Genomic DNA, 25221 nt, shown 5'->3' with positions numbered 1-25221 from the left:
GGGTGATTCGGATCACGAGGCGTTGGGTTCGGCGGTATCTTGCGAAACTTCGGTGGCATCTTGCGAAATCAGACTCGGGCCGATCGCCCGATTGATCTCTTCGAGACGCTCGACCCGTTTGAATCGTGACGCGACGTCCATGCTGTGGGTGACCATCAACAGCCCGATGTTTTCGGCACGACAAGATTGGATGATCAAGTTCAGCACCGAATCGGAACTCGCCGGGTCGACGTTGGCGGTCGGCTCGTCGGCGAGCAGCAAGGTCGGACGCCCGGCCAGCGCTCGGGCGATGGCGACCCGTTGTTGCTGCCCGACGGAAAGCTGCTTGGGTCGATAGGACGCCCGATCGGCCAAGCCGACTTTGTCGAGCAACCGCATTGCCCGTTGCACGTCGACTTTCCCGGCACCGAACGACATGCCCAACTTGACGTTTTCGAGCGCCGAAAAGGCGGGCAACAGATTGAAGGTCTGAAAGACGTAACCGATCTTCGAGGCGCGGAATCGGTCGCGTCCCTGTTCGCTCAATCGAGTCAATTCCATGTTGTCGATCCGGATCGACCCAGAGGTTGCTGACAACATGCCGGCGATCAAATGCAACAACGTCGTCTTGCCACCGCCGCTTTGGCCGATCAACGCGACTTGTTCTCCGGCGGCCATCTCGAACCGAGGAATGTCCAGCACCGTCAATTCACCCCCACCGGGCTGCGGGAATGTCTTGACTAAGTCGGCGATCATCAACATGAACAAGGGCTCGTTGTGGCAGGTGGGTTAGTGGGAATGCCGGGTGGGCGTCGCAAAGCCTCCTTCACCCAGCCTACGGCTACGTCCGATGTTGTCCGATGGTTCACCGAGATGGCATGGCGGGTTTATCGTCCACGCATCGCACGCTGCAATCCTCGATCAGTATCGCGTTTTTTAATCGTCTCGCGCTTGTCGTGGATTTTCTTGCCTTTGACCAACCCCATCACACACTTGGCCAAGCCTCGGTCGTTGAAATAAACACGCAGCGGGATCAGCGTCAGCCCGCGTTCGAACGCGCGGCCGGCGAACTTGTCGAATTCCTTCTGATGAACGAGCAGTTTCCTCGGCCGGCGGGGGTCGTGATTCCACATGCCCGCGTTGTTGTACTGGGCCAAATCCGCGCCGATCAACCACAACTCGCCGCCGGTGACGCGAATGTGGGCCTCGTCGAGAGAGAGTTTTTTCTCACGCATCGATTTCACTTCGCTGCCAACGAGCATCATGCCGCATTCGATCGAATCGAGAATCTCGTAGCGAAACTTGGCTTTGCGGTTTTCCGAAACCATCGTCACGTTGGGCTGGTTCTTTTTCGCGGCATTGGCCTTGCCGGATTTCTTGGCCTTCGTGTCGGCCTTTTTCTGGCCAGCCTCCGTCAGCGTCGTTTTGTGCGATTTAGTTTTTGATTTGGACATGACCCCGATTCTAACCGAATCGCAAAAGGCACAATACGGCAACGACGTGAATCATACACACGGCGACAAAACGGATGCGAAACGAGCGTTTTTGAGTCTTGTGCCGAAATCGGCGTGACGCCCACCACCCCCCCGGCCATCCGCCGAGTAACGAGGCGAGTAACAAGGTTCGCTCGGAGATCCGGCGCGGGGTTTGCCCGGATCGCGAATCGGAACCTCGTCGGCTGCGCCCGCTTGAGGACGAATTCGAGGGGCTGGATTGAGCCACGCGTTTGTCCCACCAGTACAAAACGATCGTAATGGCACTGGCGAGAATCGTTTCAACGACGATGATGGGTAACCAACTCATGGGCGATCGAGTCCATTTCCAAAGCCTATTCAAAGGGTAGTACCCCTTTTCGGATAGGCTCATTGTTTGTTTTTGTTTCGCTCGGACTCATCGCATGTCGGCACGTTCCCGTAAAGGTCGATCTCATTCTCCGCACGAGGTCCCGTTGGGCCAAGCGTCCGCGTCGTTCGGCGATGGCATTCATGGCGAACCCAAGAGCGGCAAGAAGAAAGCGAAGAAGTCCGATCGACTCGACGCACACGGCGACGATCGTCGCGAAGAAGATAAACTAGCGAACGTTCCGTACCCCCGCGGCTTGCCGACCGACAGGCCATTGGATGTCGACGATTACTTTGACCAACTGCACGTTTGGTTGGACTTGGAAGCTGATGCCGAACGCGCACGTTTAGCTCGGCTGCGACAGATTCGTTCTCAACGGGACGTTGAAAGCACGGGGCAAGCGATCGTCGGATTGGACTTGGTCGATTATCACACCGGTTTAGCCGGGCGATACCTGCTCGATTTGGCCAAACCGGGCGGTCGCGAATTGCCGATGAACCGATTGAAGGTCGGTTCGCCGGTGGTCTTGTCCAACGATGCGGATCTTTCCGACGAAGGCATTGCGGGTGTGGTCAGTCATCGCAAGAACCACGTCATTCAAATCGCCACCGAAGTTTTCCCTGACCCGGACGCTCAAACGGCCAGCGGCAAGAAAGCGAGCAAGCGCGCCGACGCTTCGATCGGCGAACTGCGTTATCGGCTGGATCTGTCCCCGGACGAAACGACCCGCAAGCGACAAATCGCGGCGATGGCCAAAGCACGCGGTGAACGCGGACGCGGCGGCCGACTTCGTGACGTGTTGCTGGGCATCGAATCACCTCGGTTTGACGGCACGAAGATCGACGTTGCCGCGTTGCCCGACGAAACGATCGATGAGGAACGGCGGGACATCGATTTTCGAACCGAACTGAACCCGCCGCAACGAGATGCGGTCGCCTTCGCGCTTTTGGCAGATGATTTCGCGATCATCCACGGACCGCCGGGAACGGGCAAAACAACGACTCTCGCTGAAATCATTGCTCAAGCGGTCGATCGCGGCGAACGCGTGCTCGCATGTGCGGCCAGCAACACGGCGGTCGACAACCTGCTCGAACGCTTGCAACGCTTGGTGCCTTACGTCGTCCGCGTGGGCCACCCCGCTCGCGTGTTCGAACATCTCCGCGATTACACACTCGACGGACAAGTCGAACGTGACCCGTCGTCGCACGTGATCAAAGACCTCCGGCGAGAGCTGGAGCAATTGTTGCGTCTGGCTCAACGGGAATCTCGCGGCGAGTCTCGCGGTCGGAAACAACGGGGCGAAATGTTCGCCGAGGCTGGTCGCATTCGAGGCCAGATTCGATCGCTCGAAAAATCCGTTGTTCGCGGTGTCCTTGATCGGGCCGATGTGATTTGCACGACCGCCACGATCGATGAAGAATTGCTCAGCGACGAACGTTTTGACTTGGTCGTCGTCGACGAGGCCTGTCAAAGCACCGAAGCGGGCATGTGGCAGGCGATCTTGCGGGCCGATCGATTGATCATCGCCGGGGATCATTGCCAATTGCCGCCGACCGTCCTCAGCGACGAGGCCGCCGCGATCGGCATGCGAGACTCGCTGATGCAACGACTCGTCGAGCGGTTCGGCGAGCCCGTGTATCGACGTTTGACGGTCCAGTACCGGATGAACGAAGCGATCATGCGGTTCAGCAGCGATCATTTTTACGAAGGTTCATTGATCGCCGACGCATCCGTCAAATCGCATCTGTTGTCCGATCTGCCCGGCGTCGACGATACGCCGCTGACCAACACGCCGCTGATGTGGATCGACACGGCCGGTGCCGGCTATGAAGAACAACTCGAACCGGACGGACAGAGCAAACTCAATCCGGGCGAAGCGACGATCATCGTTGATCTCGTCAAACAACTCGTCGACGCGGGCATCAAAGGCCCCGACATCGCGATCATCGCGCCGTATGCCGCGCAGGTTCGGTTGCTGCGTCAACGGTTGGATCTGGAGGGTTTGGAAGTGGACACCGTCGACGGTTTTCAAGGCCGTGAAAAGGAAGTCGTGCTATTGACGATGGTCCGCAGCAATCCCGAAGGCGTGATCGGGTTCTTGGCTGATCGTCGGCGGAGCAACGTGGCGATGACGCGGGCCAAACGCAAATTGATCATGGTCGGAGACAGCGCGACGTTGTGCGTCCACGATTTCTATGCGGATGTGCTGGAGTATTTTGAAGCAAACGAAGCGTATCGAAGTGTTTTTGAATTTGGGGTTTAGAGGTAACAGGTAACAGGTAACAGGTAACCCCCACGAGCTCGTCTCGTGGGTGAATTAGGTTCGCCAGCTAGACAACGACTCACTCCCAACACTGGGCGGGACGCTCTTCATCGCGTTGCGTTTGTCTCGGGAACCGTACGCTATCGCGTTGCGGCTGATTGTTGTCATTCGGATAGGTTCTAAGCTCGACAGCCCGCTACCGTCCTGTAAAATTAAACCGTTGCAATCTTCCAAATCGCCTCGGGCATGGCCAAACACTCCTGTTCAAACACCCTCGCGGCGAGCGTATCGGGAGTGTCGTCGGGCATGACCGGGCACGAACGTTGGTGCAGCACCGGGCCGTTGTCGTAAACGTTGTCGACGAAATGTACGGTGCAACCACTGGTACTTTCTCCCGCGGCGATCACCGCCTCATGAACGTGGTGCCCGTACATCCCCGCACCGCCAAACTTCGGCAATAAGGACGGATGAATGTTGATCACCCGGTTTTCAAAATCAGCGGGGATCAAAACGTGTTTCAAAAAACCGGCCATCACGACGTATTCGGCACCCGATTCCCGCACCGGCTCGAACATCGCGGAGCTGTAGGCCTCCGGTTCGGGAAATTCGTTTTGACGAATCTCCATGGTTGGGATGTGATGTTGCTCGGCGATCTCGATGCCGCGCAAGCCCGACCGGCTGCCGATCACCAAGCGGATGTCGATCGGCAAGCCGTGCTCGTCACGATGTTGAATCAAGTTTGCGAGCGTGCGACCACTGCCGCTCAAGAACACCGCGATCGGCAATCTGGAAGGAGAATCGGCGTCGCTCATTCGCCGGGCACCTTCGCGACGAACAATTGACCGTTCTCGATCGATGTCGCGTCGATCGCTTGCAGCGGCTGATCGGCCAATCGGATCGCCAAGGTTTCCTCGCAAATCATTTCGCGGTGGGCCGCAATCGCCGCCTCGGTGTCCGCGTCGTCACTGACGATCGCCACTTCGATGCGGTCGGTGTACTCGCATTTCATTTCTTTGCGTTGGCTTTGGATGGCTCGGATCAAGTCCTTGGCGATGCCTTCGCGCCGCAGTGCATCAGTGACTTCCGTGTTGAGCACGACGACGCAGCTCGTCCCTTGCGCGGCCGCCCATCCTTCGCGGGCCTTCAATCGAACTTCGATGTCTTCGTTGTCCAATTCCAACGGACCGTCGGGCATCGCCAGCGTCACCTTGCCGGAGGTTTGCAGTTGACCAAGTAGTTCGTTGCCGTCGGCCTCGCCCAACATCTTCTTGACCAACGGGATGTTCTTGCCGACCTTCGGGCCGAGACGTTTGAAGTTGGGAACGACGTTGTACTGAACATAGTCGCCACCTTCGGTGGTGTACTCGACCGCCTTGACGTTGAGTTCTTCGAGAACCAATTGATCGTGACTTTCAAGCCATCCGATTTGCGAATCATTGGCCAGGATGACTTCAACTTTCGACAACGGCAACCGAACCTTCAACTTCGCGTCGGCGCGAGCTGATCGACCGAGCGACGCGATCTCACGGAGTACTTTCATCGACTCAGACAGCGACGCGTCGATCCGCGACGAATCGGCCGTCGGGTAGTCAGTCAGGTGAACGCTGCGGAGCACGCGATCACCGAACGGCCGAGTCAACTCTTGCCAAAGTTTATCGGCCAAGAACGGTACGAACGGGGCGATGACTTTGGTCAATTGGACGAGCGATTCATACAACGTCCAGTAAGCATCGAGTTTGTCTTGGGATGCCTTGTCGCTACCCCAGAATCGATCGCGACTGCGACGGACGTACCAATTGCTCAAACCGTCAAGCAGACTCGTGATCGCCTGGCATGCGTTGTAGTTGTCGAGTTTATCCATTCGTTCGACAACGACTTCTAAAGTCCGATTCAGTTCCGACAAGATCCAACGGTCGATCTCGCTGCGCTGTGAAACGTCACGATAGGTTGTCGCCGACGCGAGGCTGGCGGGCGAGAGTTGATCGTCCGCGTCCGCCGCAAGCGTCGGATCAAAGCCGTCGATTTCGGCGTAGATCGTGAAGAAGCTGAAAGTGTTGTAAAGTCGCAACAGGAACTCGGGGATCGAATCACGGATCGCCTGATCGGCATAGATGATCGAATTCCACGGGGCTTGGTTGGCAAAGAAGTACCAACGCATCGCGTCGGCACCATAGCGATCAAAAATCTCCGACGGGCTGCGATAGTTTCGCAAACTCTTGGACATCTTGCCGGTCTTCTTGGTGAACTTCAGATCGGCGTGTTCGGCGGTTTCTTCTTCGGTCAAAACGATCGTCTTGGGACCAGATTCGTTCGCCGCCTCGTACCACTGCGACAGCATCAACCCCAACACGATGCAGTTGCGAAACGGATGCGGGTAGTCTTGTGCCGCATCGGTCGAAACGGTTGGTACATCCGTGTTCAAGTCGGTGCCGATCGAAGCACCCTCGCCGAACAACATCGTGCTGATCGCGAGTTGGCTGTAGAACCAACCGCGGGTTTGGTCGATCGCTTCGCTGATAAAATCGGCCGGGAATTGTTCGGCAAAACGATCGTGGTTTTGATGCGGCCAACCCCACTGGGCGAACGGCATCGCGCCGCTGTCGTACCAGCAATCGATGACTTCGGTGACACGTTTCATCCGGGCCCCGTCCTCGAACGGCGAGGCGTAAGTCACGGCGTCGATGTACGGCTTGTGGACACGTAGGTCGTCGACCAATTCGGGGTTTTCCGCTTTCGCTTGAGCCCACACTTCGGTGCCCTCGACCCCCGGTTTGGCGAGCAGTTCGTCGTAACTGCCGATCGCTTCCATCCGGCCGGTCGATTGGCAAACCCAAATCGGCAGCGGCGTACCCCAGTAGCGTTCGCGGGACAACGCCCAATCGACATTGGATTCCAAAAAGTTGCCGAACCGGCCGTCTTGGATGTGTTCGGGTTGCCAACCGATCTTGGAGTTGTTCTTGAGCATCAAGTCGCGGAACTTGGTCGTGCGGATGAACCAACTTTCACGCGGATACTGGATCAACGGATCCTCTTCGGCCCGCCAACAGAACGGGTAATCGTGCAGGTATTGTTCCAGGTGCAACAGCAACCCTCGTTCACGCAAGTCACGCGTCAACGTTTTATCAGCAGCCTTGACCCACTCGCCTTTGAGTGACGGGAAGTCGTCGGTGAACTTGCCATCGGGACCGACCGCGCACAGCAGATCGGGACGTTGCCCGTCGACGAATCGCATCCGCTCCTCGACGAGGACTTCATGGTCGACTTCACCGAACGCGGGGGCCAAGTGAACTAAGCCGCTGCCCGAATCGGTCGTCACGAAATCAGCCGCGACAACCCGCCAGTACAACGAGTCGCTGCCGCCATCTTTGAGTTCCCCGACCGGATCGGCGAGCGTGTCACGATAGTTTTCAAATGGCGGGACGTAACGCATTCCGACGAGCGATCGACCCGAGACGGTTTCGATCGTTCTGAGTTCGCGTTTGATCTTGCCCGCGAGCGTTTCCACCAAAGCCTCCGCGAGGATCAATTGCTCGCCGGTTTCGCTGTCCTCGACGACCGCGTAATCCAAGTCCGCTTTGACGGCCGCGTACATGTTGCTGGGCAACGTCCACGGCGTCGTCGTCCAAACGACGAGCGACCGTTTGGTTTTTTTGTTGTTGTCGTCGATCAATGGGAAAAGAACGTACACGCTCGGATCAGCGACCTCGCGATAGCCCTGTCCGACTTCGCCGGCGGACAACGCCGTGCCGCCTTGAGCCCACCACCACACGATCTTGTGTCCTTGGTAGAGCAGATCGCGATCAAAGAGATTTTTCAGGCTCCACCAAACGCTCTCGACGTAGGATTGATGGTAGGTCACGTAGGCCTTTTCCAAATCGACCCAAAAGCCGAGCCGACGGGTTAGCGTTTGCCACTGTTGCATGTACCGCCAAACGCTCTGTTGGCACTTTTGGATGAACGGCTCGACGCCGTAGGCCTCGATCTCCTCTTTGCTGTGGATGCCGAGTTCCTTGCCGACCTCGACTTCGACGGGCAGCCCGTGGGTGTCCCAGCCCGCCTTACGTTCGCACCGGTATCCACGCATCGTCTTGTAGCGCGGGAAGACGTCTTTGATTGCCCGTGTCAGGCAGTGCCCCGGGTGCGGCATCCCGTTGGCCGTCGGGGGACCTTCGTAGAAAACGAACGTCGGCGCGTCCGCCCGACGGGCGAGTGATTGTTCGTAAATTTGGTTCGCGTCCCAAAACGCCAGCACTTCTTCTTCGAGCTTTGGGAACGAGGGCGATCCGTCGGCCGCCCGAAACCCGCCTGCGGAAGAGGTTGAGGACAAATCAACGGACGATGGCAAGGACGGCTTTGACGAGGGCTTGGGAGGCGGCACGGTCATCAAAAATCGATCGGTGGGTGAAGAGAAAGCGGAAAGACGCTACTTTAAGCCTTCCAGGAGATTTTCCCCAGCCCCAAGGTTCGCGGGCCCGGTGAAGACGCCCATGCACTGGTGCTCTTGCTCCCAGGCTCCCGCCCTCTTGATAGGCCACATCTCATGGATTGCTCCCCTGCCAGCTCGTCTGGCAGGAAGCCGAGGTTGGCAAGCTAGACACAAGCCGCAGTTTCCCCAACCTTCCGAGTTCAACTTGTGCTCGCCGCTTGAAGCGGCGAGCACAAGTTGAACTCGGAAGGTTGGGACGTCGGTGTCTAGCTTGCAAACCTTATTCACCCACGAGACGAGCTCGTGGGGGTCAAAAAGATGTGTAGGATAAAAAAAGGCCCCGCCTGGGAACGAGTTGGCCAGTGGCGAGCCGGAAATCCATTTCAAACCCCAACCGACCATGCCAAAGCCCCCCTCACCCCGATCCTCCGCGACTCTTGGCGTCGACATCGGCGGAGCGAATTTGAAGTATGCGTCCGCCGACGGACGCTGTTTCGAACGGCCCTTTGCGATGTGGAAACGGCACGCGGAACTGGCAAAGGTTTTGGCGGATGATATCGCGACTTTGGGAACATTTGCGGCTTTGGCGGTGACCATGACCGGCGAACTCGCGGACTGTTACAACAGCCGCCGCGACGGAGTTGCGGCGATCGTCACTTCGGTCGAGCAAGCCGCGTCATCGCTCGAGATCACGTCGGTCGGCTTTTACGGCACCGACGGAAGATTTCACGATGCCCATCAAGCCACCCAGAATTGGTCTCGGGTTGCGGCGTCGAATTGGCACGCATTGGCTCAGTGGGTGGCCGACGAAGTTGCCCCTGACGGATTGCTGATCGACATCGGTTCGACGACCACCGATATCGTTTTGATTCGCGACCGAAAGATACAAACGCAGGCGAGAACCGATATGGAACGCTTGGCCGATGACTCACTCGTTTACGTCGGTTGTCGCCGGACGCCGGTGTGCGCCTTGGTCGGTTCGCTTTCGTTTCGCGGTCAATCGATCGCCGTGATGAACGAACTGTTCGCCACGATCGACGACGCCCGGTTGTGCTTGGGACAACAAGCCGAAGACCCTGGGGACCGAGAAACCGCCGACGGCAAACCACGTGATCGGCCCCACGCGGTCGCGAGGTTGGCCCGCATGATCGGTCTCGATGGGGACGAAGTGAACGAAGCGGAAGTGCGAGCGTGGTCAAGCCAGATCGTACGATCGGCCACCGACCGGATCAGCGCGGCGATCGGCAGATGGGCCCCAGGCGATTCCATTCCATGGATCCTGAGCGGCCACGGCCAAGACTTATTATCGATTTCGAAAAATACACCCAAGGTCGACCTGCGATCACGATGGACCCCGGAAGTTTCTCGCGTCGCTCCCGCGTGGGCAGTTGCCGGGCTGCTTGAAGGCATTGAACGTCGTTCCTGAAACAAAATGAAACAAGGAAGTTGAGTCAAAAAAACTACCATGCAGGACGAAATCGTCGCCTAAACGATGATTTCAAAACTCAAGTTTTGATCGTTGCTCGTGTACTTAATTGAACTCGAACGGGTTGACGGGCTCGTCGGCCGGTTGAGACAGCTCCTTCACGAAGGTTTGATCAGCTTGGCTCATCTTTTCGATCGCGACGGTGATTAACTTTCCGTCGGCACGGCTGAGCACCAAATTGCCATTGGCGATTAGTAGCAATTCGGCTTCGATCGAGAATCGACCGCTGGCGTCTTTCCAAGTTCGCATGGGACTGAGCGGCTTCGCCGTTGCCGAGGGCGTAACGGCCGATTTCGCCGGTTCATCCGAGGCGTTCATTGTCGCCGGTTCTTTAGCCGGTGGGTCGTTGGCTGGTGGGCCGTTGGCTGGCGGTGCTTTGGGTTGGATATAAGCTTCGGGTGGCAACTGAATCTCTTCACGGTCGAATATTTTTCGGTCCTTCGAAAGACGCATTTCGACTTCGACCCGACCGCTTTGGAGCAGTTCGGTAATTTCGGCGGCTCTCCACCACGAGCGTGAGAATTGCACCTGGATCACCTGCCCGACGTACAACGGGGTGTCCTTATCGACCGTTCGGCCGGTCGGATTCAATGGTGCCATATTGGCGTATTTCGACTCCAACTCGGCTTGTTCTGCGTAGAGCGGGTCCCATTGTTTGAGGGCGCGATCGGCAGACAAGGATACCGATCGATCCGAATCGTCGAGCAGCGACTTGATCGCCGCGACGATTTCCGGATCCCGCTGAGGCGGTCTTCGTCCGACAAGTTCATTGAGTGTTCGGACACGGTCGATGTTTTTTTCCGATCGCAAACCCACCAGCCAATTCTGTTTCTCTTCTTCGGTGACGTCTCGCTCGGCTTCTTGCTTGCGTTGCTCGGCCAACCGTTTCGATTCCGCCGCTCGCTTTTCAGCGGCGGCTTTTTGCTGGGCGATCTCTTCGGCGGTTAGTCGTTTGTACTTCAGAGTCAACGGAGCCTTGACGGTTAGCCCGCTCAACTCGATCGTGAGGTCGTATCGGAAGTCCATCGACAGGGGCATCCTTTCTGTCTTGTCAAAGACCCACGTGCCGGTGCCTCGGAGTTGCAAGGTTGCGTTTTCTTGAGCCGGGGATAAGGAAAGTTCTTCCGTTTTTTCGATCACCGCTTGGCGATCGTCTTGGCTGACGATTCGATACGTTCGTTTCGTATTGGCGACACGCAAGTCCCGATCGTTTTGCCCCGGCAGTTGGCCCGGAAGTTGGCCCGGAAAGGCGCCAAGTGCTGACCAGTGTCCCGGTCCCCAATGGTTGTTCGTTTTACTCGAAACGATCGCGGTGGTCCCTTCGGCCGACCACTGGGTTTGGTTTTCTTCAGGCAGTGGTTCGAACGGCAATAGCGACAAGTGCCCTAAAAGATAAGGCAATTGTGATTCGCCTTGCAGCGCCAACGTTTCACCAGTGGGCGAGAGCGTAACGGTGTTGGACGTGGGAGTCGTGCCTCGGTAAACCGGCCCCGAACGCATTCCGAAGGGTGGGAAACGCGGTCGGATGTCAAATCGGTTGGTGTTTTTGGACCTTTCGGTTTGACGCAATCCTCCGGTGAACTGAAGTCGTACTGGATCGCTATCAGTTTGGTCGCTCTGTTTTTCGCCCGTGTCGGCATTCTGGGACTCCTCAACAATCTCCTCCGCCCGATACGTTGTCACGCCTTCGAGAACGGTTTCCTCGGTTCCCAGATCCAGCTTGATGTCGAACTGATAGCGGAATTCCGCCCCTGGCTTGGGCGCGTAACGCAGCGATTGGGCGGAGCCGAGCTTTGGGAAAATCAACAGTACGGCGAAAAGCCAAACGCAGCGTGACGTCGTGAACGCCCGATGCCCAGTCACAAGGTGCATAAACCAAACTCAGGGTTGAAGGGATGAACAGATTGTAGCATCAATCTTCACCCGTTTGATTCTTCGATGCTAAGCATCGCGTGAACAATAAGTGATGGATTCTTAACGTGGCGTCGACTTTCAGTCGACGTTTCAGGGTTTGGCGACTGAAAGTCGCCACCACTTAATGTTCACGCGATGCTAAGCAACCTCAATCTGATGGTCGATTCGCAATTCCTCGGCGGCTTGCCGCATCAATTTCATGCTGCGATGAAACAACTGCACCGTCCGTGTGGTGCTGATTCCGATCTCGTCGGCGATTTTCCGAAACGCCAGCCCACTTTCGGATCGATTGATTCCGAACCGTGACATCACAATGGCGCGGTCGCGGTCGTCAAGTTTTTTCATTAACCGATTGGCATTGCGCCGGATCAGTTTTGCCTGGTGGAGTCTGCGGACTTCGTCACCGTCGTCACCCAGGAGTGTTTCGGCAAATTCGAATTCGCCTGATACGATCCGCTGTCGACGCCGTCGATCCTGGCGGTAGACGCCAAAAATCGCCCGCTGAATCGCTTTGTAGGCGTAAGTGCTGAACCGCCATCCGCGATGGGGTTCGAACATGTCAACCGCACGAACCAGCGCCGCGTTGCCGACACTGACGAACTCGTCGAACTCGTCGGTTTTGGGTTGGGCGTAGCGTTTAGCGATCGAGAACACCAATCGGAGATTCGACTCGATGATTCGGTGACGTACTTGTTCGGCGTCCCGCGAATCGTTCTCGCGCAGTTCGGCCAATCGCAAGAATGCAGCCCGTTCTTCTTGGGCAGTCAACAGCACCATGACAGTGTCCTTAAATGGATTCAATGAAGGGCAAACGGAAAACGAAGAACCAACTCAAGAGTTTTCAAAGAAAGCCGGACGTTCTCGTTCAAAATGTTGAGTCCGTGCGATCGCACGACTGACCGCCCGTCCGAGCCTTTCGGCGACACGCGAAATGCACTTGCTGATGTCGGAATCCTTGTCCGAAATGACGACATCGGCCGACCGGTGTAGACCCACGGTGACTCGGCACGACTTGTCGATGCCCCCACGCGGTCCGTTCTCGTCTTCGACCACCATTTCGACGTGTTCAACTCGCGAATCGAAACGGGAAAGGGCAAACAAAAGACGCCGCTCGGCGAGGTCTCGCAAAATTGGAGTCAACAGATCACTTCGATCGGTGATGGATATCGTCATCGTCGGCGTCCTCAAAAATTTGAGACAAGATAGTTTTCTGACCTGTTGAATATTACGGCTCGTTCATAGAGTTTGACCAATCGAAAGCACGTCCGCGATCGATAGAAAAAAACTAAGGGTCGTTCCGAAAAGGGGTCTGACCCTTTGGAGGCGAGTCGATATTTCGTTGCTATTCTGGTATCGCCGGAGAGGGTCAGACCCCTTTTCGGATAGGCTCTAAGTGAGATTCTTCATGGTCGATTGGCTCAATTACCACCACCTGCTTTATTTTTGGATGGTGGCCAAAGAAGGCGGGATCACTCCTGCGGCGGAACTGTTGCATCTGTCCCAGCCGACTTTGAGTACCCAAATTCAGAAGCTTGAAAAGTCACTGGGCGTCAAATTGTTCGACCGACGCGGCCGGACGATGGTGATGACCGAAGCCGGGCAAATGGTTTTTCGATATGCCGATGAGATATTTTCCCTCGGCCGCGAGTTAACCGACGCGGTCCGCGGTCGTCCGAGCGCGGACTCCCTGCGGTTGGTCGTCGGGGTACCGGACGTGCTGCCCAAGTTGATCGTCTATCGAATCTTACAATCGGCTCTCGAGATCGAGGAACGGGTCCAATTGGTCGTTTACGAGGGAAAGCTACAACAACTGCTAAGCGAATTAGCATTGCACCGACTCGACCTCGTCTTGGCCGATTCACCGTTGACTCCCGAGATCAACGTGCGGGCGTTCAGTCATCAACTCGGCCAATGCGATGTCACGATCTTCGGGACCGACGAAATGGCTCGAAAGTATTCACAGGATTTCCCACAGTCGCTCAACGGGGCTCCGATGCTGTTGCCGACGCAGAACACCACGATGCGACGGGCGCTCGAACAGTATTTCGATCAGCACGACATACGCCCCGAGACGATTCATGAGTTCGAAGACAGTGCGTTACTGAAGGTATTCGGTCAAGCCGGACAGGGCATGATCGTGGTGCCGACCGTGATCGCCGATGAAGTCGGCCGGCAGTATTCGCTCAAGCCGGTGCATCGTATTCCCGAGATCATCGAGCGGTTCTATGCCATATCAGTCGAAAGGCGACTAAAACATCCTGCCGTCGTCGCGATTTCCAAAGCAGTGAAGTTGAATCTTTTCGTTGATACGTGAGAAGAACAAACATCAAGGGATGGTCGTTTTGCGATGATCGCAAATCAGACCGCGAGGTGTTGGCTTTCCAGTTTCAACAAACGATCAATCTGCGTGATGCAGTTTCGGATATCCTCGCCCGAGGTGGCCGATTCGCTAACGCCCTTGGCGACCGTTTCGGCCGACGCGGCGGTCTGTTTGATTTGGTCGCCGAACTCGCGTGTGACCACGCTTTGCTCTTCGACCGCAGACGCGATACTTTGGGCGACCGTATTGACCTCTTGGATCACTTCGCCGATTTGATGCAGCGATTCGACCGTTTGCCCTGTGGCGTTTTGAATCGCCTCGATCCGAGCACGGATGTCGTCGGTGGCCTCGGACGTTTGGCGAGCCAATGCTTTGACTTCGTTCGCGACGACGGCGAATCCTTTCCCGGCATCGCCTGCGCGGGCTGCTTCGATCGTTGCGTTAAGTGCCAGTAGATTCGTCATTTCGGCGATCTCTTCGATGACCTGGATGACACGTCCGATTTCACTGGCCGCGCCACCGAGTTCTTCCACTTTCTCGTTGCTTGCAAGGGTCAACGACGCGGCATGTTGCGCGATTTCGGCTGACTTACTGGCGCTGACGGATACCTCCGAAATGGAAGCCGACATCTGCTCGATCGAAGTGGCCATCGAGCGCACCGTCGCCGACACATCATTCGTTGAATGGGCCATGGTGTTCATTGATTCGGCGACTTGCGTGGCCGTTGCCGCGACGGAACTTGATTGTACCGTCGCCTGATCGATCACCTGCTGCATGCGATCGGCAAACCGGTTGAAACCGGTCGCCAATCGCACCACTTCGTTGACGCCCTTCGCCGGCATCCTCGTTGAAAAATTCCCATTGGAGATTTCTTCGATCGACTCGATCGCCCGATCAAAAGGGCGGACCAAGACGCGAGCGTACAGGAACGAGGCGATGCCAACCAAGGCAAAACCGATCAGAAGGAATATTCCGAGTGAACGTTTCAGCGTTGCCACGCTTGCCAGAGCTTCGGCACGATCGACACGGACCAAGACATTCCATTTCATTCCCGGGAAGCCTAACGCTCCCTTGAGGGGCGCATAACCCGCACACTGTGTAACCAACTTACGACTGTGTAACTCTGACAACGACACTCCCGATTCTCCGCGGATCACGGCGGATGCGGCTGCCACACCATCAGCTACCAAGTTGCGTTTGCCGATCAAATTAAGATCTCGAACGATCGCCTCGGTTTGGCGTTCCATCGGATCGTAATCGATCAGAATGTTTCCAGCTTCGTCGAGCAATGTAAGCTCGGCCGTCGTTAGACCGCTTTCCTTCAAGTGTCGATAAGAAGCGATAAAGATTTCTTCGACCAAAGAAAAATTGGCGACGTTTTTCCAAACGGCGATAACGTTTCCCGATGGATCAAGGACCGGAGCAGTGAAACCGAGCGACAGTCCGTCATTCCCGTAGACCTTTTGAACGTGCTCATCGGCGTAGAGATGCTCCACAACGGTTCCCGTAAAACGGCCGTCGTCGGATGCGTAAAATTTCCCGTCGAGACAGTCTCGAAACCAAGTAGCGTTAGCAAAGTTTTGGTCAAACATGCGATCGGATTCGATAGGATTGCCGTCCTGGTCCACGGAATTGACGGCGATCAATCTGCCCTCCAAGTCGACCAACAGTGTTAGCGAATAAATGTCATAGATTTGGACATATTCGTTCATCGCTTGGACGATCGGGTTGGTGTCGGAATTCTCATACCAATGGCTCCGCTCTTGTACGATCGCGTTCTTTCCGAAAGCTTGAACATCGCCGTAGCGTTCGAACAAATTACGGTCGATCTTCTCCGCAATTTGAGTTGCCTGGGCTTGGTAACTGCCCACGGTCACTTTTTCCAAATCGTCTGTTGCCGACCATGCGACTAACCCGATTGCGATCGCGGGCAATGAACCCATCAACAAGCAAGCCAATGCGATCTGTCCACGGAAAGTATTCTTCATCTTGATCCCAAAACTAGATTATCCAACCTCGAAATTCCGACCGAGTCATCGCTGACGCTCATCGCCACAGCCGGTCGAGGAAAATGACACCAATGCCAGTTGATAAGAGCATTGGCCAAGTTTTTTGGGGACGGCTGTTAATTTCCAGGGAACGATTCCAAGCGGGGGGAAACGCGTGGCGAACCTCGCCATCTGTGCAGATTAAATGGATCGGGAGACTGGTAGCGGTTTTCGGTCTGAACAAGCGAGATGATTGTTGGAGTCCGAGGTGCTCGTAAAAACGACCACCGGTTTTCAGATTCGTTACAATCCATACCCGACAGACAGTTCACCGAACTGAGATTCCCATTTGTTTCCCCACCGAGTCTCACCATGAATCCATTCTTCACCCGACCTTTCGTTTTGGTTGTTTCAGTTGTTTTTTTTCACGTCGTTGCGACGGCTGCGGATCGGCCCAACGTGATGGTGTTCCTGGTCGATGACATGGGCGTGATGGACACCTCGGTTCCGTTCTTGACCGATGCGGATGGAAAGCCTCAACGTTATCCGCTGAATGACTATTACCGCACGCCCAACATGGAACGTTTGGCGAAACAGGGAGTTCGATTCAATCAGTTTTACGCCATGAGCGTGTGTTCACCGACTCGGATTGCCATCATGACGGGCCAGAACGCGGCACGACATCGAGCGACGAACTGGATCAATCCCGAACGTAACAATGCCGGACCCCATGGAGCACCTGATTGGGATTGGGCCGGACTATCGAAAAAAGACGTGACGCTGCCGGGGATTTTGCGTGATCATGGCTACCGGACGATCCATGTGGGCAAAGGGCACTTCGGTGCTGAGGAACAGGAAGGCGCCGAACCGCTCAATTTGGGCTTCGATGTCAACATCGCCGGAGCGTCGTTCGGCGCTCCAGGCAGCTATTACGGCGAGATGAATTACGGTCACAAATCAAAACGCAAGCGACACGCCGTCCCGCACTTGGAAAAGTACCATGATACGCAAACGTTTCTCACCGAAGCGCTCACCTTGGAAGCCAAGCAGGCGGTAACCAATACGGTCAAAAACAAAGAACCGTTTTACCTCTATTTCGCTCACTACGCCGTCCACGCACCGTTCGAATCCGATCCACGATTCGCGGACAACTACGCCGACTCGGGCAAGCCCAAGAACGCTCAAGCGTTCGCAACCTTGATCGAAGGCATGGACCGCTCGCTTGGCCAAATGATGGACCATTTCGAGCAACTCGGAATCGCCGAAAACACATTGATTCTTTTCTTGGGCGACAACGGTTCGGACGCGCCGCTGGGGCATGAACACACTGTCGCCTGTGCCGCCCCGCTTCGCGGCAAAAAAGGGGCTCATTACGAAGGCGGCATGCGGGTTCCGTTCATCGCCGCGTGGGCGAAACCCGATTCACAAAACTCGACGCAGAGCCAATGGAAGATCCCGCACGATGAAATCCAATCGCAAGTCGCGGCGGTTCAGGACATATTTCCGACGGTTCTCCAAGTCACCGGAACGACGGCACCGCCTGGACATATCGTCGACGGCCGATCGTTGCAGACTCTGATTGCCGGGAAGCCAGATGACTCGCGAGACGAACGGTTCCTGATGCACTACCCACACGGTCCGCATCGCAGCAGTTACTTCACGACGTGGCGTGACGGCGATTGGAAAGTGATCTATCACTGGTTGCCCGACACACCGAGCAATGGCCAAGGGCTACAATCCGAAGGCGGACATTATCAGCTCTACAATCTCGCCAATGATCCGTTCGAGTCGACCAACCTTGCCGCGACCGAGCCGCAACATTTATCCCGAATGATGGAAGGATTGGTCGCGGCGCTCAAGCAGCACCAAGCACTTCCTCCGGTTGATGACGAGGGAAACAATCTGACGCCAAAATTGCCTTCCGAGCAGACCGGGTCTTGATTGAAAGACTTATTCAATCCGCAATTGATTTTCTGATCCCAGTTCCGAATAGATCTGGCGGGCCGTTGGGTATTGGCCTTCGCGATCACCGGTAACCTTTAATCGGTGAGGTGCTCGCCAAGCGGCCAAGGCATCCACATCGCCATACTTGACGATGCCTGGAACGAACTCGGCATCATCTTGGTGCCGGAGATCACCGAATCGAAAACGATCGACTGCGATGTTCGCATCGGCCACCGTTGAGCCGGCGATCGCGGCGGCCGGTAATGCGAACGCGGCCGCACCGCTCGTGGAGATCAAATTGACTTGGCTGCCACTGGACTCTACCGCGACGGCGATCACCGCTAAAATATCGCCGCATCGACGTACCGCAAGCGGGCGGTTGTATCCGAACGTGAACGCCGCCGACGCACGTCGAGGTTGCGGGTTCATCGGTTGCTTTGACGCGATTGTCGCATCAACACTGGGATCATTCTTCTCGGGAGTTCCGACGATCCAAACGCGATGTCCCGATTCCACGTGATCGCGAATATCATTTGGGAGTTTATCGTACGTCGATACCGATTCATCATGATGGGTGTTGATCCACACCACATCGGGTCGATCGGCGCGCCGCTGTTTCGTACTATCCGCACCGGCCGAACTGATCGTCTGCACCGGGATCGAACGACCGGTTGTTCGATCTACCACCACACCGGACTGCATCGAGTGATCTCGGCCAATCCGCTGGCTTTTGTCCAGTTCAATTCGAACTTGATCGGATGCCGGCATCTCAACATCAAAGAGCACCTCGAGTGCCGGTCGAACGAGGCGGTTAAATTCCGTCGATGTTGCTTTGGAACCCAACGCATTCTCGAGTAGTTCGCGGTTCTGTTCGTCCCACCATGTTAGAACTTCTCGTTCGTGCTGTTCGTCCCGCACGGAGGGCGCGGGATAACGATCGTTCCAAACCGCGCCTTCGTCATCGGTGATGCTTTCGAAATCGGTTTCGACGATCGGTTCATCGAGCCCCAGTCCCAGGTGACGATTCATCCAACCGTACATGACACGGCGGGTGACATAGTTGTAGTTGTGTTTGAACTGCAGCAATGGCTCACAAAATACATTGCCCGGTACTCCGAGCATCCCATAGATTCTTTTAAGTTCAGGATAACCATCGGTCATCATGTCTTGGGTCCAGTCGTCGGCCGCCGTCATGGCCATCGGTCTAGGTGCCATCAAAGCGGCTAGTTCCACGTTGCCGGTACCGATACGCAGTAAACAACAATTTTCGCAAGCACATCCACCCTGCATCGAGGTGGATACCATTCCGTTGGGGAAACTAACCCGGACGCGAGAGTCCAACGCGCCGAGCAAGATCGTTTGCGTTCCTCCACCGCTTCCGCCGGTCACGGCGAGTCGATTGGCGTCCACGTCGGGCAACGTCTCCAGGAAATCGAGCGAACGGACCGCATTGAAGGTTTGCAAGCCCATCAGGGATTGCAGCCGCGCATCGGCGGGTGTGCTGAAAAAGTGCCAGGGAGCGTTTTTGCCCGGAACGATTTCACACGCCCTCGGCGTATGTCGTCGGTGAGCGAACTCGTAACTCAACTGAACCGAATCGGCGTAACCGACCATGTCGAAAATAAACGCGACGCAACCCATCCTGGCCAACTGAGCACATCGAGCCAGTTTGGCGGTGCTACCCGATGCGACATAAAGCTCATCGCCACTGGCGATCAACGCGTTGATCGTCTTGGTATCGTGCCGCATCATGCGTCCGCCGTGACCATGAGGACACAGCACGCCGGGGCGTTTGCTCGCCGTTGGCGATCCATTCGAGTCGGCAGGTCGGAACAACAATCCCGTTACATAATGACCAGGCATACTTTCAAAAAATACTTTTTCGATCGTGAACCCGTCTTTTTTCACAAGCGAGTGAATGGTGGCCTCGACCGGCGGACGTGATGGCATCGGATGCAACCCCGTCGCCACTTGGACTCGGGTTCGCAGTTGGGCCGCACGCTCATGCCAACCGTCTACGGTTTCAGGAACATGAAACGGAAAATGATCGTCAAGGGTTTTCAGGCCATCAATCGTGCCCGAGCGATCATCGGCAAATGTCGGAGTGATCGCAGTGAGCAGCAAGAAGACAATGACACTCGTCAAGCGGATTCGACAGGCAAACAGGGAATAGGGCATCGGTTATCTCGGATGATTGTTTTGGTTCATGTAGCGGACGGCGGACTCGTTGCTTCGTCCACCTCAACGTCCTTCGTGATGACGACTAACGCAGATCAACCGGACGCTGCGCACCCGGCCAGCGACTCGGGTCGGCCGCGCCGGCGACGACCACACCTTTGCGTTCCCAGTTCAGATAGGCGGTCACGTCGGCGGGACAGTATCGAAGCGTCAGGCCGCATCGACGACGATCACTCTGATTCGGCGCTGATCCATGGACCAATAGGTCACTATGGATAGAAATTTGTCCTGCCGCGACGGGCGTGAAGCGATGCATGCCGTATTGTTCAGGGTGTTGAACGACCTGATCGAGCACGTTGCCGCTGGTCTCGTCGGTGGTGTCGAAATCGATCAATCCGTGCTGGTGAGATCCGGTGTAGACTTCCATCCCGCCATTGTCGAGATCCGCGTCGTCGATCGCTAACCAAACGGTAACGGCTTTGGTCGGGGTCAACGGCCAATAGCTACAGTCTTGATGCCAATCGACATGCTTGCCGTCGCCAGGCATTTTGCAGAAAAAATGCGAGCCCCATCCGATCACATTCGGCCCCAGCAAATCCGATACGTAGGCCACCAACTTGGGATGTGTTAGAAGATCCCAGACGCGAGCATGCTTCAGGTGCGCGCTGCTGATCGAATAACTGTCTTTGCCGGCGGCAAATGTCGCGGCAAGAAGTTCGTCAAAATAGGTTCTCAGCGAGCGTGTTTCCTCGGGATCGAGAACCTCGAGAGGCCCCAGGTATCCATCGCGATTCCAAGCTTCGATCTGATCATTCGTTAGTGACTTTGGCGAATCGTTATGGGTTGGAAAAAATCGGATATCTCGCTGCACCGTGGCGATGGATTCACGGTCGGGGATGATGGCGAATTCGGTTGTGGTATTCATAAATAGGGATGCTAGTTTGAGAGCTTCATTTGGATTGGCGGACGATCAAGACGCTGCAATTGACGTGTCGCAACACATACCGTGACGTACTGCCCAATAGGAATCGGGAAATCGCACCGCGTTGGCTGTCGCCCAATACGACCAAGTCGCTGTCGTGAAGTTGTGCGTATTGAACCAATCCTTCGCCGACGTGTTCGACCTCGATCGAGTCGCTCGAAACGTTGTGTTCACACTGGGCACCGTCGCAGTGTCGTAACCGATCCGCAGCGGCTTCGGCGGTTTGCTTGGCTTCGGTCCGACGTCGCGCGGCTTCCTCCATCGTCGACGCCAAGATGTCTTCGCGGAACACTTCCAACTTGACCGACGCGGTGACCACGTTGAAATGCTGATCTTGATTGAACGGATAACGGCACAGGTGATCGACCATGATCGCCGAAACATCGCGTTGGTCGACGGCGACGGTGATCGTTCGCAGTTCACCGCCGGTAATGTCGGACTGGGCGTTTTCATCGGACGCTTCGGTTTGCGGATCAATCGGAGGACGAACGACCAAGACACTGCACTGGGCATGCGTGGCGACATAGTCACTGACACTGCCCAGCAAGACACGTTCGAATGCCGAGTGCCCCTTGGCGGCGACGACGATTAAGTCGAACCCACCTTCGGCTGCCCGGTCGACGATCGTATGACCGATGTGTCCAAGTGTACGGTGCGTCGAGATGGACGCATCGCCGTCACTCAAGTTCACACTGCTGTTGAGTTTCTCCGACGAACGGGATAACAGCTCTTTGGCGCGTTCAAGCGTCGTGGCTGCCAACTCCTCTTGGTGTTCGATGAACTGGGGATACCACATTTCACTCTGAGCGGTCACGACAACATCGGGCGGATTGACGACGGTCATGACCTCGATCGAAATCGGTCGCGGCAATGGAAAACGAGAAAGGAATTCCGTCGCCGCGGCGGCGTGGACGGAACCATCGACTGCAAGCAGGACTTTCATGGATCGTACTGATTGAACGAAGTATGGAAACAGGGAATGGCGATTCGGACCAAACCATAGTTGGTCCCAGGCGGCTCCCGTGTCAGCGACTACTGACCGTCTTCAATCTACCAGATCCCGGCATGACCTGCATAACCGGCAAGGTCCATCGCAGTCCCCCGCCATGGACCGGTCGGTTCGATGATTTCAGAAGGTTGCTCGGCGAGGGTGACCTACGTTTGAGCACATCGGTCGTTGCTTTTGAAGTTGCGATTTTGCCTGTGGCATTGGTTTTTAGTAACCCGCTGCGTAAGCGAGGGATGAGTCAATATCAATGATCCCTCGCTTACGCAGCGGGTTACGAAAAAATCGCAACTTCCAAAGTTGTTGCGCCGGTGTTCCCGAGCCGTTATCAAACAACCCCCGCGTTACGTCATGCTTCATGCCAAAGATCATCAAAAGCGTTCGACCACCGTTATCGACAAGCAAGTCCAATACGGTGTGATCCGGAAAGTGGCCCTGCATTGGGTTCTGTTCATGATCTGCAATACGTTCGCACTATTTATGTGGGTGAGTTTGTTCGAACAACCGGGGACGGGCTGGCGAGAAACGATGGTGGAATGCGTTCGTCGGTTCCTACCCTTCTTTGTTGTTTCGATCGCGCTGGTGCCTGCGTTCGTGTTGGACACGTTGAAACTAACCAACCGGTTTGCCGGGCCGATCTCGCGTTTGAAGACCGAGATCGCCAACGCGGCTGCGGGACGGCCGGTCGAACCGCTGAAGTTTCGTACCGGAGATTTTTGGGGCGAGATTGCGGAGAGCTTCAACACGATGGCCGCACGTGTCGGATTGAATGCCGATAGCAGCTCGCAAAAATCAGGGAATTGATCATGCCGAGAAAACGCAAAATGAATCGACGTCGCGGGGCGGCGGCGGTCGAGTTCGCCGTTTGTTTGCCCGTGTTGACATTGATGGTGTTCGGGTCGATCGAAGCATCCACGATGATTTTCCTCAAACAAACGCTCAACGTGGCCGCTTACGAAGCGGGTCGCGAAGCGATCCGAAGCGGCAGCAGCAACGCCAACGCAACCGTCCGTGCCAGCGGGATTTTGCAAAACCGTGAGGTCCAAGATTTCACGATCCGATTTCCCAACGGGGAGTCATTCGACGCCCAGCGAGGTCAGGACATCATTGTCGAAGTTTCCGCCCCGAGCGGTCCGAACAGTCCGCTGCTGGGCGAGTTTATCTCCAATCGCATTCTGACCTCGACGGTCGTGATGGTTAAGCAATGAAAGCTCCCGTTTCGGATGGGCTAGGCACAACCTCGTTCCATCAAACCAACCATCAACACACGAAAACAAAACCCATCATGTCCCGATCTGAGCTAGGTTTGATTCTCTTGATAAAACAGATCCGCTTCCGAACACGCGCCCGCGATCGCCGCGGAGCGATGTTGATTCTGATCGCCGTGATGATGTTCATGTTCTTGATCACGATGGCGTTTTCGATCGACATCGCCCAGATGCATCTGGCTCGCACCGAACTTCGGACCGCATCGGATGCCGCTGCGGGTGCTGCCGCCACGACGCTCGCCGAAACGCAAGACACCGCGGCCGCGATCGCGCGAGGTCAACAAATCGCCGCGGCCAATCATGTCAACGGCGCGCCGTTGCTGTTGGCTCCGAGCGATTTCGATTTCGGTAAGAGTGAGCGTCAAAACAATGGGAAGTTTCAATTTACGTTAGGCGGATCGCCACTCAATGGTGTTCGCGTCGACGGACGACGTACCGCAGGTTCTCGATCGGGTGCGATCCCGCTGCTGTTTGGCAACGTGACCGGCACCACAACATTTGAGCCACAGGTCTCAGCGACGTCCACTTTCTTGGAGCGAGACATCACTTTGGTGGTCGATCGTAGCGGTTCCATGGCCGGTCAAAAGTTTGCCGATCTGGTGAGGGCCCTTCAAACGTTTAGGCAGGTACTCGATACCACACCCATTAAGGAACAGGTCGGCCTGGCCTCCTACAGTGATGACGCTACCGAAGACGCTCAACTAACCAAAGATCTGAACAATATCATCGGTGCGATCGCCCGCATCAGGGTAGGCGGATTCACCAGCATTTCGCGTGGTATGGAAGCCGGACGCGGAATCGTCCTGAGAGGGCGACCGCCACAATTTGTCGAACGCACGATGATCGTGATGACCGACGGGCAACACAATCGTGGCATCGAACCAAGGGTGGTTGCCCAGGTTTTGGCCGCCGACGAAGTGACCATTCATACCATCACATTCGGTGCCGGCGCTGACATAGCAAGAATGAGTGAAGTCGCAACCATTGGTGGCGGACGTCACTTTCACGCATTGTCGGGACAACAGCTGATTGATGCCTATCGTGAAATTGCCTTGACGTTGGGCACGATACTAACGGACTAGCCCTTTGACTTGTCATTTATCGAAGCGTGTTTCGAACAATTTCCCCCCATGACCTGATGATATTGATGAATCGTTTGACAAATTGCTTTGCTCATCGCTCAACACACCGGCGTGGCGATCGGACCGGCGCGGTGATGGTCGAGTTTGCCGTCGTCGCGCCTTTATTATTCATGTTCTTCTTTGCGGGTTTCGAATTTTGTCGCGTCTCCATGATTCGGCACACCGTCGACAATGCGACGTATGAGAGTGTGCGGCGAGGAATCATTCCCGGTGCGACGGCCGGCGAAGTCCGCGCGGAAGCCGAACGGGTTCTGTCGACGATCGGCGTTTCCGCCACAGACTTACAGGTGATCCCGGCGGTCATCAATGATGACACGAGTGAACTGACGGTCCGCATTCGGGTACGGTTGGACGAGAACACATTCGTCCCCGCTTTGTTTTTTGTCGGCAAGGAATTTGAACGCGAGTTGACGATGACACGCGAAGGACGCAACTAGAATTTGGCCCGTGGCTTGACCACACCGATGGCGAATTCTAATTTGC

Annotated in this window: 20 protein-coding genes; 8 read left to right on the top strand and 12 right to left on the bottom strand. The window is 55.9% G+C overall.

The annotated features are described in order from the left end of the window. Positions 1-12: 12 nt before the first annotated feature. The 3 genes from Pla100_RS12855 to Pla100_RS12845 all read right to left on the bottom strand — a co-directional run bounded on the left by Pla100_RS12855 (position 13) and on the right by Pla100_RS12845 (position 1782). Positions 13-741, bottom strand: coding sequence for an ABC transporter ATP-binding protein (locus tag Pla100_RS12855; protein WP_146578057.1), 729 nt, complete (start codon positions 739-741; stop codon positions 13-15). Positions 742-866: 125 nt separating this feature from the next. After that, positions 867-1433 (bottom strand): SsrA-binding protein SmpB, encoded by a 567-nt coding sequence (smpB, locus tag Pla100_RS12850; RefSeq protein WP_146578056.1) that lies wholly within the window; start codon positions 1431-1433, stop codon positions 867-869. 10 nt (positions 1434-1443) lie between these two features. After that, positions 1444-1782, bottom strand: a complete 339-nt coding sequence (locus Pla100_RS12845; RefSeq protein WP_146578055.1) for a DUF1294 domain-containing protein — start codon at positions 1780-1782, stop codon at positions 1444-1446. 94 nt (positions 1783-1876) lie between these two features. On the opposite strand from Pla100_RS12845, the gene Pla100_RS12840 reads away from it, so the two are divergent. Beyond that, positions 1877-4084 carry an AAA domain-containing protein gene (locus tag Pla100_RS12840; RefSeq protein WP_146578054.1) on the top strand — a complete coding sequence of 736 codons (2208 nt, stop codon included), beginning with the start codon at positions 1877-1879 and terminating at the stop codon, positions 4082-4084. 212 nt (positions 4085-4296) lie between these two features. Here the strand turns inward: Pla100_RS12840 and purN are convergent, their stop codons facing one another. Further along, positions 4297-4896: a phosphoribosylglycinamide formyltransferase gene (gene purN / locus Pla100_RS12835; RefSeq protein WP_146578053.1), complete on the bottom strand. Its 600-nt coding sequence runs from the start codon at positions 4894-4896 to the stop codon at positions 4297-4299. Then, positions 4893-8468 (bottom strand): isoleucine--tRNA ligase, encoded by a 3576-nt coding sequence (gene ileS / locus Pla100_RS12830; RefSeq protein ID WP_146578052.1) that lies wholly within the window; start codon positions 8466-8468, stop codon positions 4893-4895. The genes purN and ileS overlap by 4 nt, the downstream gene beginning before the upstream one ends. 442 nt (positions 8469-8910) lie before the next feature. Here ileS and Pla100_RS12825 point away from each other — a divergent pair, with 442 nt between their 5' ends. Continuing rightward, a complete protein-coding gene (locus tag Pla100_RS12825) occupies positions 8911-9936 on the top strand; it encodes a hydantoinase/oxoprolinase family protein (protein WP_146578051.1) in 1026 nt (341 codons plus the stop codon). A 105-nt stretch (positions 9937-10041) separates the two neighbouring features. Here the strand turns inward: Pla100_RS12825 and Pla100_RS12820 are convergent, their stop codons facing one another. From Pla100_RS12820 to Pla100_RS12810, 3 genes are all read right to left on the bottom strand, one after another. Beyond that, positions 10042-11868, bottom strand: a complete 1827-nt coding sequence (locus Pla100_RS12820; protein WP_146578050.1) for an SHD1 domain-containing protein — start codon at positions 11866-11868, stop codon at positions 10042-10044. A gap of 180 nt (positions 11869-12048) precedes the next feature. Next, complete coding sequence (locus tag Pla100_RS12815) at positions 12049-12687, bottom strand: sigma-70 family RNA polymerase sigma factor (RefSeq protein WP_146578049.1); 639 nt, start codon at positions 12685-12687, stop codon at positions 12049-12051. A gap of 54 nt (positions 12688-12741) precedes the next feature. After that, positions 12742-13083: an HPF/RaiA family ribosome-associated protein gene (locus tag Pla100_RS12810; RefSeq protein ID WP_146578048.1), complete on the bottom strand. Its 342-nt coding sequence runs from the start codon at positions 13081-13083 to the stop codon at positions 12742-12744. 232 nt (positions 13084-13315) lie between these two features. Between Pla100_RS12810 and nhaR the strand changes: the two genes are divergently transcribed. Next, a complete protein-coding gene (gene nhaR, locus Pla100_RS12805) occupies positions 13316-14224 on the top strand; it encodes a transcriptional activator NhaR (RefSeq protein ID WP_146578167.1) in 909 nt (302 codons plus the stop codon). 44 nt (positions 14225-14268) lie between these two features. On the opposite strand, the gene Pla100_RS12800 is transcribed toward nhaR, so the two are convergent. Beyond that, the gene (locus Pla100_RS12800) at positions 14269-16218 is read right to left on the bottom strand and encodes a methyl-accepting chemotaxis protein (RefSeq protein WP_146578047.1); all 1950 of its coding nucleotides are present in this window, start codon (positions 16216-16218) and stop codon (positions 14269-14271) included. Positions 16219-16590: 372 nt separating this feature from the next. Between Pla100_RS12800 and Pla100_RS12795 the strand changes: the two genes are divergently transcribed. Further along, positions 16591-18159, top strand: a complete 1569-nt coding sequence (locus Pla100_RS12795) for a sulfatase (protein ID WP_146578046.1) — start codon at positions 16591-16593, stop codon at positions 18157-18159. A 9-nt stretch (positions 18160-18168) separates the two neighbouring features. Here Pla100_RS12795 and Pla100_RS12790 read toward each other — a convergent pair whose 3' ends face one another. The 3 genes from Pla100_RS12790 to Pla100_RS12780 form a co-directional block, all read right to left on the bottom strand. Beyond that, positions 18169-20340 (bottom strand): alpha/beta hydrolase family protein, encoded by a 2172-nt coding sequence (locus Pla100_RS12790; protein ID WP_146578045.1) that lies wholly within the window; start codon positions 20338-20340, stop codon positions 18169-18171. Positions 20341-20425: 85 nt separating this feature from the next. Continuing rightward, positions 20426-21265 (bottom strand): phytanoyl-CoA dioxygenase family protein, encoded by an 840-nt coding sequence (locus Pla100_RS12785; RefSeq protein WP_146578044.1) that lies wholly within the window; start codon positions 21263-21265, stop codon positions 20426-20428. A 25-nt stretch (positions 21266-21290) separates the two neighbouring features. Then, positions 21291-22265 (bottom strand): universal stress protein, encoded by a 975-nt coding sequence (locus Pla100_RS12780; protein ID WP_146578043.1) that lies wholly within the window; start codon positions 22263-22265, stop codon positions 21291-21293. Between the two features lie 414 nt (positions 22266-22679). On the opposite strand from Pla100_RS12780, the gene Pla100_RS12775 reads away from it, so the two are divergent. From Pla100_RS12775 to Pla100_RS12760, 4 genes are all read left to right on the top strand, one after another. Continuing rightward, positions 22680-23132 (top strand): HAMP domain-containing protein, encoded by a 453-nt coding sequence (locus Pla100_RS12775; RefSeq protein ID WP_146578042.1) that lies wholly within the window; start codon positions 22680-22682, stop codon positions 23130-23132. A 20-nt stretch (positions 23133-23152) separates the two neighbouring features. Next, positions 23153-23536: a TadE/TadG family type IV pilus assembly protein gene (locus Pla100_RS12770; RefSeq protein WP_146578041.1), complete on the top strand. Its 384-nt coding sequence runs from the start codon at positions 23153-23155 to the stop codon at positions 23534-23536. Between the two features lie 77 nt (positions 23537-23613). Further along, on the top strand, positions 23614-24678 hold the full coding sequence (locus tag Pla100_RS12765) for a vWA domain-containing protein (RefSeq protein ID WP_231603006.1): 1065 nt from the start codon (positions 23614-23616) through the stop codon (positions 24676-24678). 65 nt (positions 24679-24743) lie between these two features. Further along, positions 24744-25175, top strand: coding sequence for a TadE/TadG family type IV pilus assembly protein (locus Pla100_RS12760; protein WP_146578040.1), 432 nt, complete (start codon positions 24744-24746; stop codon positions 25173-25175). Positions 25176-25221 lie beyond the last annotated feature (46 nt).

It is taken from the genome of Neorhodopirellula pilleata (assembly GCF_007859915.1).
GTDB lineage: Bacteria > Planctomycetota > Planctomycetia > Pirellulales > Pirellulaceae > Rhodopirellula > Rhodopirellula pilleata.
Note: the sequence above shows the minus strand (reverse complement) of the source record. Positions and strands in the feature narration are given on the sequence as shown.

Coding starts and splice junctions, on each gene's coding strand:
- Pla100_RS12855 (WP_146578057.1), bottom strand. CDS start 741: ATGTTGATGATCGCCGACTTAGTCAAGACATTCCCGCAGCCCGGTGGG.
- smpB (WP_146578056.1), bottom strand. CDS start 1,433: ATGTCCAAATCAAAAACTAAATCGCACAAAACGACGCTGACGGAGGCT.
- Pla100_RS12845 (WP_146578055.1), bottom strand. CDS start 1,782: ATGAGTTGGTTACCCATCATCGTCGTTGAAACGATTCTCGCCAGTGCC.
- Pla100_RS12840 (WP_146578054.1), top strand. CDS start 1,877: ATGTCGGCACGTTCCCGTAAAGGTCGATCTCATTCTCCGCACGAGGTC.
- purN (WP_146578053.1), bottom strand. CDS start 4,896: ATGAGCGACGCCGATTCTCCTTCCAGATTGCCGATCGCGGTGTTCTTG.
- ileS (WP_146578052.1), bottom strand. CDS start 8,468: ATGACCGTGCCGCCTCCCAAGCCCTCGTCAAAGCCGTCCTTGCCATCG.
- Pla100_RS12825 (WP_146578051.1), top strand. CDS start 8,911: ATGCCAAAGCCCCCCTCACCCCGATCCTCCGCGACTCTTGGCGTCGAC.
- Pla100_RS12820 (WP_146578050.1), bottom strand. CDS start 11,868: ATGCACCTTGTGACTGGGCATCGGGCGTTCACGACGTCACGCTGCGTT.
- Pla100_RS12815 (WP_146578049.1), bottom strand. CDS start 12,687: ATGGTGCTGTTGACTGCCCAAGAAGAACGGGCTGCATTCTTGCGATTG.
- Pla100_RS12810 (WP_146578048.1), bottom strand. CDS start 13,083: ATGACGATATCCATCACCGATCGAAGTGATCTGTTGACTCCAATTTTG.
- nhaR (WP_146578167.1), top strand. CDS start 13,316: ATGGTCGATTGGCTCAATTACCACCACCTGCTTTATTTTTGGATGGTG.
- Pla100_RS12800 (WP_146578047.1), bottom strand. CDS start 16,218: ATGAAGAATACTTTCCGTGGACAGATCGCATTGGCTTGCTTGTTGATG.
- Pla100_RS12795 (WP_146578046.1), top strand. CDS start 16,591: ATGAATCCATTCTTCACCCGACCTTTCGTTTTGGTTGTTTCAGTTGTT.
- Pla100_RS12790 (WP_146578045.1), bottom strand. CDS start 20,340: ATGCCCTATTCCCTGTTTGCCTGTCGAATCCGCTTGACGAGTGTCATT.
- Pla100_RS12785 (WP_146578044.1), bottom strand. CDS start 21,265: ATGAATACCACAACCGAATTCGCCATCATCCCCGACCGTGAATCCATC.
- Pla100_RS12780 (WP_146578043.1), bottom strand. CDS start 22,265: ATGAAAGTCCTGCTTGCAGTCGATGGTTCCGTCCACGCCGCCGCGGCG.
- Pla100_RS12775 (WP_146578042.1), top strand. CDS start 22,680: ATGCTTCATGCCAAAGATCATCAAAAGCGTTCGACCACCGTTATCGAC.
- Pla100_RS12770 (WP_146578041.1), top strand. CDS start 23,153: ATGAATCGACGTCGCGGGGCGGCGGCGGTCGAGTTCGCCGTTTGTTTG.
- Pla100_RS12765 (WP_231603006.1), top strand. CDS start 23,614: ATGTCCCGATCTGAGCTAGGTTTGATTCTCTTGATAAAACAGATCCGC.
- Pla100_RS12760 (WP_146578040.1), top strand. CDS start 24,744: ATGAATCGTTTGACAAATTGCTTTGCTCATCGCTCAACACACCGGCGT.